The following is an 11,727-nucleotide window of genomic DNA, read 5'->3' as shown; positions in this document are numbered from 1 at the left end:
CATGGATCAGAACAATCATCAGATCAAACCTCTACTCGAGGTTAGTAATCTGATACGTGAGTTCCCTGCGGGTGAATCCACTATTCAGATTTTAAAAAGTATTAATTTAAAGATTTATCCGGGTGAGTTGGTTGCCATCGTTGGTCAGTCTGGTTCTGGTAAATCGACCTTGATGAATATTTTGGGTTGTCTGGATCAGCCAACATCGGGAAGCTATCAGGTAAATGGGCGTGAAACCCGTAAACTTGAACCTGATGAGCTGGCTCAGTTACGTCGTGAGTATTTTGGCTTTATCTTCCAGCGCTATCACTTATTGGGTGATTTGAATGCTGCTGGAAACGTCGAAGTCCCTGCAATTTATGCAGGTATGGACCCCACCGTTCGTCAAAAGCGCTCGCATGAAATCCTGACTGATCTTGGACTTGGTGAAAAAACTGAAAACCGTCCAAATCAACTTTCAGGCGGTCAGCAACAGCGTGTTTCGATTGCCCGTGCCTTGATGAATGGTGGTGATGTTATTCTTGCCGATGAGCCAACAGGCGCATTGGATAAAAATAGCGGTATCGAAGTGATGCGCATCTTGCGCGAGCTAAATGCCAAAGGTCATACCATCATTTTGGTTACACATGATATGAATGTCGCAAAAAATGCGACACGTATTATTGAAATCAGTGACGGGAATATTATTGCAGATAAGCCTAACGTTCCAGAACATGACGATGTGATTGAGGTTGTTGCAGATGCAGAACCCAAATCCAGTCGAAAAAAATCATCTCGTTGGCGTTCAGCACTAGATCGTTTTGCCGAAGCTTTCCGTATGGCTTTGCTCGCAATGAATGCACATCGTATGCGTACTTTCCTGACCATGTTGGGGATCATTATCGGGATTGCATCCGTGGTGTCTGTCGTTGCACTCGGAAATGGCTCACAAAAACAAATTTTGGAAAACATCAGCAGTTTAGGTACCAATACTATTACGGTCTTTCAGGGTCGAGGCTTTGGTGACAACTCAAAGACAGCTCAATTTAAAACCCTTGTGCCCGCAGATGCTGATGCACTATCTGAACAGCCCTATGTTGAAGCAGTTAGCCCAACAGTGAACAGTAGCGTTACAGCGCGATTTAAAGATACCGAAGCAGCAGCCACCGTAAATGGCGTAAGTGCAGACTTCTTCAATGTAAGAGGTTTAGAGTTTGTCGCAGGTCAACCTTTTGACAAACAAAGTGTGACTCAACGTGCACAGGATGTCGTGATTGACTCCAACACCAAAAAGACATTCTTTGCTGATGGTACTGACCCGTTAGGGCAAGTGATTTTATTGGGCAGTGTTCCGAGTCGAATCATCGGGGTCATTGATGCACAACAAGGCTTTATGAGTTCTGATAGCCTAAATGTCTATCTCCCTTACTCAACCGTGATGAGTCGCATGTTAGGGCAGTCTAATGTACGTAGCATCATTGTTCGTGTCAAAGACACCTACCCGACCGCTGTGGCTGAAAATGCCATTTTAAGCTTGTTAGAACAGCGCCACGGTGCACAAGATGTCTTTACACAAAACTCTGACAGTATCCGTCAAACCATTGAACAAACCACCCAAACCATGACCTTGTTGGTGTCTGCAATTGCAGTGATTTCGCTTGTGGTGGGTGGGATCGGTGTAATGAATATTATGCTGGTTTCCGTGACGGAACGTACTCAGGAAATTGGGGTACGTATGGCGGTGGGTGCACGACAAAGCGATATTCTACAACAGTTTCTGATTGAAGCGATTTTGGTGTGTATTTTAGGCGGAATATTAGGTGTCTTACTTTCATTAGGTATTGGACAGTTGATCGGACATATTGCCAAAGGCAGTTTCCAAATGGCGTATTCAAGTACTTCGATCATCGCAGCATTTGTATGTTCAACTTTGATTGGTGTGGTGTTTGGATTTATCCCAGCACGAAATGCCGCGCAGTTGAATCCTGTCGATGCACTTTCACGTGAATAACCGAAGAATAAGGAAAATATTAATGCAAATGAATTTAAGCAAACTTGCAACAGCCTTGATTCTTGGAAGCTCACTGGTGGGATGTGCTGCTGTGGTAAAAACCCCGTATGAAGCACCTGCGGTACAAATCCCTAATGGTTTTGCTTATGACAAAGCAAAATCTCAACAAGTTCAAGCTGATCTTTATGCAGACCAATGGTGGACTTTATTTGGCGATACACAACTCAATCAATTGGTCAATCAAGTGATTGAACGAAATGCTGATTTGGCTGTCGCAGGGATCAATTTACAAACTGCACGATTAAGAGCTGGGTTAGCACGTGATCAACAAGGACCACGTGTCAATTCAAGTGTTTCAACTGGGCATAGCTTTGATCTCAACTCGGGTGATGATGCTGCCAGAGGTCTATCGCTCAGTGCTGGCGTAAGTTATGAAGTTGATTTATTTGGTAAACTGGCTCGTCAGACTGAAGCCTCTAAGTGGGAGTCGTTAGCCACTGAACAAGACTTGCAAGCGACAGGACAAACCTTAATTGGTACAACCGCAAATTTATACTGGCAATTGGGTTATTTAAATGAACGCTATAGCTCTGCACAACAAAGCTTAGCCTCTACCCAAAAAACCTATGAATTGGTGCGCACTCAATACCGTGCAGGTGCTGTTTCAGGGCTGGATTTAACTCAAGCTGAACAGTCTGTACAAAGCCAAAAAGCAAGCTTAAGTCAGATTGAACAACAGCGTGTTGAAGCACGTACTGCTTTGGCTGTGTTATTGCAGATTCCAGTACAACAGCTGAATATTCAAGAACCTCAACAGTTGCCACAGATTCGTTTACCTGAAATTGCGGCAGGATTGCCCGCAGATATTTTGTCACGTCGTCCAGATTTGAGAGCTGCTGAGTTACGTTTACGTGAGTCTTTAGCCACCAAAGATGCGACCAAAGCAAGTTATTATCCATCTATTAGCTTGACTGGAAATCTAGGTTCGACCAGCACCTCTCTGACCAATTTACTGAAAAATCCTGCGCTTACTTTAGGTGCAAGTCTAAGCTTACCGTTTTTACAATATAACGATATGCAAAAGAACCTAAAGATTAGTGAATTGGACTATGAAAAAGCCATCGTTCAATACCGCAATACCCTATATCAAGCTTTTGCAGACACGGAAAATGCGTTATCGAATCGAACTGAATTAGATAAACAAGTTGCACTACAACAAAAGAATCTTGAACTTGCAGAAAAAACTGAACGTTTGACTGATGTTCGTTATCGTAATGGTGCGATTGCTTTAAAAAATCTTTTGGATGCCCAGGAAACAACACGTAGCGCTCGTTTGGCTTTGGTACAAACCAAACAAAGCCAGTACAACGCTTATGTGACGTTGATGCAGGCTTTAGGTGGTAGTCCGATTCAGCAGATGCCTTAAAAATTTATTGAGATAAGAAAGTCCTTCGGGGCTTTTTTATTTGATTATTTTTCCAAAAGTATCGAGTTGGTATGTTGTCGAAGCATCAACAACATAGGGGTCTGTAGCATCAACCTGACATTCATTTTCAACTTGTTGAGACCATTTCGGTTGTTTATCAGCACAAATAAATTTATTGCGCGTTGCACCTAAAATTTTAATCATTGCCCTTGAGTAGAATGATCGAATTTCACTTTGATAATCTAATGCAACAATTTCCTTACTGGCTTCTAAAGACTCAGGCTGTGCTTCAATATTTAAACAATAGCTTAATTTCTCAGGTACTAAACGAGGACTCGTTTCTACTGTATGTTTATTAAAATAAAGCTTTTCAGGTCCGTTATTCATATACTCTTTAATAAACTGCCATATTTCTAGCGTTTCTTGCTTTTTATGCTTACTCAGTGCAAAAGCAAAGGTGTAAGTAATCAAGCCATTGTTATCCTTGATAAACCCCTTGATCTCCCAAAAAGTGCCCTCGTAGCCTCCCAGTCGATGATTTAAAATAAAGTCAATTTCATTCCAATCACCTGTGAATATTTGACCACTGACATCATAAACATAGACTTTTCGATTTTTTCTATTGAAGCGGATTGGATAATAGTTATAGCCTAATTTTTCATACTTTTTAAAATTTTGATAACCTTTGTAAAAAACATAAAAAATAAAAGAAAATAAAATATGCATTGGAGAAAAAACGACGATGAAGCCGAGTAAACTTTCAGCATCACGAATTACTGTTATATAAAAAAATATGAGCCAAACAATCAAAATAACTGGAACTGCTATAAAAAGAACTCCAAGCAAATTAAAATAGGAATTACCTTTTAAAAAGAAGCTGTTATTTACACATTCCATATAGGTAGAGTTCATTTTTACAAAGTGATAGCCATGAAACACACTTGATTTATAAGCTATTTTCTTCGAAAGAATATTTTGCTTTTCTTTAGGTGTTAGGTACCTAGCATTGTTATACACTGGATATTGTAATGTACCATTAAGCATATTTGACCTATTCAATATGGTTTAAGATAAAATCCCCTTCTCGTGCTTTATCTGCTATCTTTAGTTTTAAACTGAATATGTATAAAGCTTCATTATTCATGCTGCTTCTCTTTCACACTAAAAAAACCAAATTTCAAATTGTCTTTTGCTGTCACACTATAGGGATCATTTTCATCTACAACATGCTCCTTTTTCAGCGTTTCACTCCAATAAAATGGCTTTGAAAAAACAACTGTGATTCGTCGTCCAAAGAATCTTACAAATTCAGGTACAGCAAAAATAAGCGCATAGAGTGGTGTCTGAAAATGATTGATAAACACGGTTTGCCAACTTTGCTTAAAGGATTCTTTTTTCTCTTGAATATCATAGCAATAGGTTAATTTACTTTTATAATCTTGCTCAGGGTCGTCTATTCCTTTTCTGTAGTACAACGCTTCAGGTCCCTGTTCTACATAAGTTTTAATAAACAATAAAAAGCCTTCTATATAGTCTTTATGAATATTCGGTGTACCCAACTGTATATCATGTTTTATCACTTCACCATCAAGGATATAGGCATGTAACTCATACAAAGGGAGTCCAACGACACCTTGTGATTGAACAATATCAAAATACAAATCATCTAATGAAAACTGAGTGGTGCTATTCCCTGTAGAGCACACTGTCATCGAATTATTGTGTCTACTTATTAAAACTGGTAAATATAGAGGCTTTAAAAAATCGAATTTCAAAAAAGGAATTAACATTGTGATAAAAACGTATAATCCACCAAATGCTAGTAATATAGCGCTCGAATAAATAATAATTTTTTCATCTTCGACACCATCTTTTAAAATAAAATAACTACCAAACAGAACTAAAAGAACATAAGGAATAGCCAATAAAAATAAAAAGATTAAATTTTTCCCTTTCCAAACATAATTTTTATTTGTGAATTCAATAAAGTTAGAGTTCATCTGAACAACTGAAAAATTATGATTGATTACTCGTTTGAGTTCAAAAGTATCAAGTTTAAAAAGCTGATACTTCTTTACACGTTCTCCAACTTTGGTACGAGGAACGAAATACCATGGATTTTTCAACAAAAAGACCACTCCCCAATAAAATTCATTTATCCTTTATTTCAAATTCTTTAAACTCATAATTATCACGATAAGTGATTTCCTCTTCTCGAATTTTATCCATTTGATTGGCTTTAACCACATCTGAATGCCACACTGGTAGAGGTTTAATTGTTAAGAAAATTCGTCTTGCAATCAAATTACAAAGGTCAAATGGAAATGCAAAATAGCTCGGTAATGGATTATTGAAATACACACATCTAAAAGATCTCCATGTATCTTGAATACTTTCTTTTGAACCCAGCATACGTTGACAGAAAGTTAATTGTTTCAAAGGGTCAATTGTTCCATACATAGGGTGTGGATGCGGTTTTAGCTCTTCCATACCATGTTGCATATAATGACAAATAAAGCTCCATAACCCCAGTGATGCACCATTGCCTATTTTAGGAAAACCGATCAAGAATGTATTTTTTAAAATACCATCTTCAATGATATGTGCTCGAAGTTCATAAATTGGCATTCCTCCTAAGCCTTGCGATGTACCTAAAGCATAAGTTACATCTAACCAATGTTTCTCTAAATATTCTTGTTCATTGATATAGAAATACACTTTTTGAGTGTTGCGATTAAAAATAATCGGTCGGCAAATGGGTCTTCCTTTATCATATTTAAATAATGGTCTTAAAAATCCAAATAGCGCAAGCATTAATCCAGCTGAAGCCATTATTAAAAAAAATAAATAAAAACCTAATCCGCTATCAGAAAATGGATTAATTATTGTATGGATTAAAAGAATAATCATTGCAAGTAATGCTGGACTAGCCATAAAAAAGGGGCTAAAACCTTTCCCTAATCTTGCATAATATTGGTCAATCAGTTCAATATAATCATGATTCATTCTTAAAAAAGACCAGTTATGATTTAAATCATGTCGATCTTGCAACGTTAAAACGTTTTCTATATCCGCTACATCTATAGGAATATTTTTCTTAAATTCATCATAACCAAAATAGTAGTTCTTTTCTTTTATGTTCATTTTTATAGCGTCAGCCAAGATTTAGACTGTCTCCCCATCTCCAGTAAACGTTAAACCCAATGTGTATGGAATCTGATTATTCATGTTGCTTCTCTTTCACACTAAAAAAACCAAATTTCAAATTGTCTTTTGCTGTCACACTATAGGGATCATTTTCATCTACAACATGCTCCTTTTTCAGTGCTTCACTCCAATAAAATGGCTTTGAAAAAACAACTGTGATTCGTCGTCCAAAGAATCTTACAAATTCAGGTACAGCAAAAATAAGCGCATAGAGTGGTGTCTGAAAATGATTGATAAATACGGTTTGCCAACTTTGCTTAAAGGATTCTTTTTTCTCTTGAATATCATAGCAATAGGTTAGTTTACTTTTATAATCTTGCTCAGGGTCGTCTATCTCTTTTCTGTAGTACAACGGTTCAGGTCCCTGCTCTACATAAGTTTTGATAAATATTAAAAAGCCTTCTATATAGTCTTTATGAATATTCGGTGTACCCAACTGTATATCATGTTTTATCATTTCACCATCAAGTATATAGGCATGTAGCTCATACAAAGGTAGTCCAACGATACCTTGTGATTGAACAATATCAAAATAAAGATCACTTAATTGTAATCGCAGAAATTTGTTATTTTCATGAAAAGTTACTACTTTATTCTTCCTATTTAGCATTATCGAATTGTATAAAGGCTTAAAAAGTTCCTTACTCATCAGGGGTTGAAGCATCGTTATAAGAATGTATAAGCATGCAATAAAAATAGATATTGCCCCAAACCACATAATGTAATCTATTTCACCGTAATCAAAAAAAATCATATATATGAAGAAAATACTCATTACAAGTACAGGAATGCCGATTAGAAAAGAATAGATAAATGACTTCCCAATCCAAATATATTCTTTATTAATAAACTCTATAAATGAAGAATTCATCTGCACAACCGAAAAATTATGATTGATCACTCGTTTGAGTTCAAAAGTATCCAGTTTAAAAAGTTGATACTTCTTTACACGTTCTCCAACTTTGGTACGAGGAACGAAATACCATGGATTTTTCATTTATCTTTCACACTAAAAAAACCAAACTTTAAATTGTCTTTTGCTGTCACACTATAGGGGTCATTTTCATCTACAACATGCTCCTTTTTCAGTGCTTCACTCCAATAAAATGGCTTAGAAAAAAGGACTGTAATTCGTCGCCCAAAGAAACGTACAAATTCAGGTATGGCAAAAATAAGCGCATAGAGTGGTGTCTGAAAATGATTGATAAATACGGTTTGCCAACTTTGCTTAATGGATTCTTTTTTCTCTTGAATATCATAGCAATAGGTTAATTTACTTTTATAATCTTGCTCAGGATCGTCTATCCCTTTTCTGTAGTACAACGGTTCAGGACCCTGTTCTACATAAGTTTTAATAAACAATAAAAAGCCTTCTATATAGTCTTTATGGATATTCGGTGTGCCCAACTGTATATCATGTTTTATCACTTCACCGTCAAGGATATAGGCATGTAACTCATACAAAGGGAGTCCAACGACACCTTGTGATTGAACGATATCAAAATACAAATCATCTAATGAAAACTGAGTGGCGTTGTTCTCATCAGAACATACGGTCATGGTCTTTTTTTGTCTATTTATTAGAATTGGTAAATATAAAGGCTTTAAAAAATCGAATTTAAAAAAAGGAATTAACATAGTTAACAGTATATATAATGCAATAAGAAACAGTAATATAAATAAAAGTCGAAGCACTAATAAATCATCACCACCATCTTTAAAAAATAGATAACCACCGAATAAAACGAGGAGAGCATATGGAGCACCAAAAAATGATGAAAAAATTAATTTCTTTCCCTTCCAAACATAATTTTTATTTGTGAGTTCAATAAAGTTAGAGTTCATCTGAACAACCGAAAAATTATGATTGATCACTCGTTTGAGTTCAAAAGTATCAAGTTTAAAAAGCCGATACTTCTTTACACGTTCTCCAACTTTTGTACGAGGAACGAAATACCATGGGTTTTTCATTAATCTTTCATCTCAAACATACTAAATTCAAAGTTATCTTTAAAACTAATTTCCTCTGGGCGCTGTTGTTCCATTTTATTTTTAAGGATAACCTCTTTATGCCATACAGGTAGAGGCTTTATATTTAGCAATATTCGTCTTGCAATAAAATTACACACATCGAAAGGATAGGAAAATAACGCAGGAACCCAATTATCATGATAAATAATTCGAAATGATTTCCATGTATCTCGATAACTTTCTTTTGCGCCAATGACTTGTTGGCAAAACGTTAATTGCGTAAACGGGTCTATTGTTCCATACATCGGATGAGGTTTTGGATACAATTCTTCTGGTCCCTTATGCATAAAATGACATATAAATGACCATAAGCCTTGGGTACGGAATATACCGATCATTGGGAAGCCAATGACAAAAGTATGTTTTAACAGACCACCTTCAACAATATGCGCTCTAAGCTCTCTTAAAGGTGCACCTGAAAGACCAAAGCTATTCCCCATCACATAAACCACATCTTTCCAATCTCGCTCGATATACTCAGCATCAGTTAAATAAAAAAATACTTTGCCTGTTTTTCGATTAAATAAAATAGGTTTACAAATAGGTTTTTTATGATCATATTTAAAGTATGGACTAAAAAAACCATATAATGTAAAAAACAATAGGAATAAATAAACAAATATAATAAATATATATAAGAAAATGCCTTGATTATAAAATGGGTTAACCAACATGTATACTAAATAACCAATTATAAAAAAAACTAAAGGTGATATAAAAACTAAAAGACTGATTCCTTTTCCCAACCTTGCATAAGATTGATCTATAAGCTCTATATAATCGTCATTCATCCTTAGAAAAGACCAGTTATGATTGCGTTTAAATTCATCATACGGCGTTAAAAGTACATCATTTTCCTCTAATTTGGAAAAAGGTATGTTTTCTTTAAATACATCATAACCAAACGAATGCTCTTTAATTTTATTTTTCATCATGCAGCCATTTTTACTAAAGATCAAAGCGCTTGCGCGCCTTATCATTTATCTTTCATCTCAAACATACTAAATTCAAAGTTATCTTTAAAACTGATTTCTTCTAGACGTTGTTGTTCCATTTTATTTTTAAGGATAACCTCTTTATGCCATACAGGTAGAGACTTTATATTCAGCAATATTCGTCTTGCAATAAAATTACATACATCGAAAGGATAGGAAAATAACGCAGGAACCCAGTTATCATGATAAATGATTCGAAATGACTTCCATGTATCCCGATAACTTTCTTTTGCACCAATGAGCTGTTGGCAAAACGTTAATTGTGTAAACGGGTCTATTGTTCCATACATCGGATTAGGCTTTGGATATAGTTCTGCTGGTCCTTTATGCATAAAATGACATATAAACGACCATAAGCCTTGGGTGTTATCCCAACCGATCATTGGAAAGCCAATGACAATGGTGTGTTTTAACAGACCATCATCAACAATATGCGCTCTAAGCTCCCTTAAGGTAAATCCTGAAAGACTAAAACTTGTCCCCATTACATAAACAACATCCTTCCAATCTCGCTCGATATACTCAGCATCATTTAAATAAAAAAATACCTTACCAGTTTTTCGATTAAACAAGATCGGTTTACATAACGGTTTTTTATGATCATATTTAAAATATGGACTTAAAAACGAATATAATATAAAGCATATTAGAAAAATATTAGAAAATAGAATAAACCCATAAATAAACCAACCTTTATCATTAACAGGATAAAACAAAATAAAAAAAAGAATACAAAATAAGAGTATTATTAATGGCGATATAAAAACAAACATACTAAGTGATTTACCCAGTCTTGCATAATTTTGATCAATAAGCTCGATATAGTCATCATTCATGCTTAGAAAAGACCAGTTATGATTACGTTTAAATTCATCATAAGGCGTTAAAAGTACATCATTTTCCTCTAATTTTGAAAAAGGTATATTTTCTTTAAAAATATCATAGCCAAACACATGTTTTTTAATTTTACTTTTCATCATGCAACCATTTTACTGATGCTTCCAAATATCAAGCTATCAAAAAATATAATGTTCTTTTTAATTCCAAAAAATCAAAGCGCTTGCGGGCTTTATCATTTATCTTTCATCTCAAACATACTAAATTCAAAGTTGTCTTTAAAACTGATTTCTTCTGGACGTTGTTGTTCCATTTTATTTTTAAGGACAACCTCTTTATGCCAGATAGGTAGAGGCTTTATATTCAGCAATATTCGTCTTGCAATAAAATTACCAAGATCAAAAGGGAAGGAAAATAACGCAGGAACCCAGTTATCATGATAAATAATTCGAAATGACTTCCATGTATCTCGATAACTTTCTTTTGCTCCAATGACCTGTTGGCAAAACGTTAATTGTGTAAACGGGTCTATTGTTCCATACATTGGATTAGGCTTTGGATACAATTCTGCTGGTCCTTTATGCATAAAATGACATATAAATGACCATAAACCCTGTGTACGGAATATACCTATCATTGGGAAGCCAATAACAAAAGTATGTTTTAACAGACCACCTTCAACGATATGCGCTCTAAGCTCTCTTAAAGGTGCACCTGAAAGACCAAAGCTATTCCCCATCACATAAATAACATCTTTCCAATCTCGCTCGATATACTCAGCATCATTTAAATAAAAAAATACCTTACCTGTTTTTCGGTTAAACAAGATCGGTTTACATAATGGTTTCTTATAATCATATTTATAAAAAGGACGAAAAAAAACAAAAAAGCAAAACCATATTATAAAAACAACAGAAGTTACAATCAAGAAAGTTATAAATATTGAATCATTACTATCACCACCAAGACTAAAATATAAGTATAAAAAATATAATGCAATTAACATAAGTGGAATTACAAATATAAATGGGCTTAAGCCTTTCCCAAGTCTTGCATATGACTGATCTATAAGTTCTATATAATCATCATTCATCCTTAGAAAAGACCAGTTATGATTACGTTTAAACTCATCATGAGGATTTAAAAGTACATCACCTTCATCTAATTTGGAAAAAGGTATGTTTTCTTTAAATACATCATAACCAAACACATGTTTTTTAATTTTACTTTTCATAAGAGAG

General features: G+C 35.0%; 10 protein-coding genes. 2 read left to right on the top strand and 8 right to left on the bottom strand.

The features are described 5' to 3' along the window. Position 1 precedes the first annotated feature (1 nt). Complete coding sequence (locus AC1Z3T_RS11695) at positions 2-1,990, top strand: MacB family efflux pump subunit (protein WP_004825043.1); 1,989 nt, start codon at positions 2-4, stop codon at positions 1,988-1,990. A 22-nt stretch (positions 1,991-2,012) separates the two neighbouring features. Further along, on the top strand, positions 2,013-3,416 hold the full coding sequence (locus AC1Z3T_RS11690) for an efflux transporter outer membrane subunit (RefSeq protein WP_100884477.1): 1,404 nt from the start codon (positions 2,013-2,015) through the stop codon (positions 3,414-3,416). 36 nt (positions 3,417-3,452) lie between these two features. On the opposite strand, the gene AC1Z3T_RS11685 is transcribed toward AC1Z3T_RS11690, so the two are convergent. From AC1Z3T_RS11685 to AC1Z3T_RS11650, 8 genes are all read right to left on the bottom strand, one after another. Beyond that, entirely contained in the window at positions 3,453-4,460 is a 1,008-nt protein-coding gene (locus AC1Z3T_RS11685) for a DUF6708 domain-containing protein (protein WP_100884476.1), read from the bottom strand. 92 nt (positions 4,461-4,552) lie between these two features. Further along, a complete protein-coding gene (locus tag AC1Z3T_RS11680) occupies positions 4,553-5,542 on the bottom strand; it encodes a hypothetical protein (RefSeq protein ID WP_005033917.1) in 990 nt (329 codons plus the stop codon). 25 nt (positions 5,543-5,567) lie between these two features. Beyond that, positions 5,568-6,578: a DUF6708 domain-containing protein gene (locus tag AC1Z3T_RS11675; RefSeq protein ID WP_228153660.1), complete on the bottom strand. Its 1,011-nt coding sequence runs from the start codon at positions 6,576-6,578 to the stop codon at positions 5,568-5,570. Between the two features lie 58 nt (positions 6,579-6,636). After that, a complete protein-coding gene (locus AC1Z3T_RS11670; protein WP_100884474.1) occupies positions 6,637-7,620 on the bottom strand; it encodes a hypothetical protein in 984 nt (327 codons plus the stop codon). Next, on the bottom strand, positions 7,617-8,594 hold the full coding sequence (locus AC1Z3T_RS11665; protein ID WP_100884473.1) for a hypothetical protein: 978 nt from the start codon (positions 8,592-8,594) through the stop codon (positions 7,617-7,619). Before AC1Z3T_RS11665 ends, AC1Z3T_RS11670 begins: the two co-directional genes overlap by 4 nt. Next, positions 8,594-9,586 carry a DUF6708 domain-containing protein gene (locus tag AC1Z3T_RS11660; RefSeq protein WP_483396668.1) on the bottom strand — a complete coding sequence of 331 codons (993 nt, stop codon included), beginning with the start codon at positions 9,584-9,586 and terminating at the stop codon, positions 8,594-8,596. Before AC1Z3T_RS11660 ends, AC1Z3T_RS11665 begins: the two co-directional genes overlap by 1 nt. A 44-nt stretch (positions 9,587-9,630) precedes the next feature. Next, positions 9,631-10,629 (bottom strand): DUF6708 domain-containing protein, encoded by a 999-nt coding sequence (locus tag AC1Z3T_RS11655; RefSeq protein ID WP_100884472.1) that lies wholly within the window; start codon positions 10,627-10,629, stop codon positions 9,631-9,633. A gap of 92 nt (positions 10,630-10,721) precedes the next feature. Beyond that, the gene (locus tag AC1Z3T_RS11650) at positions 10,722-11,720 is read right to left on the bottom strand and encodes a DUF6708 domain-containing protein (RefSeq protein ID WP_058972164.1); all 999 of its coding nucleotides are present in this window, start codon (positions 11,718-11,720) and stop codon (positions 10,722-10,724) included. Positions 11,721-11,727 lie beyond the last annotated feature (7 nt).

This window comes from Acinetobacter sp. B-6, assembly GCF_056930735.1.
Note: the sequence above shows the minus strand (reverse complement) of the source record. Positions and strands in the feature narration are given on the sequence as shown.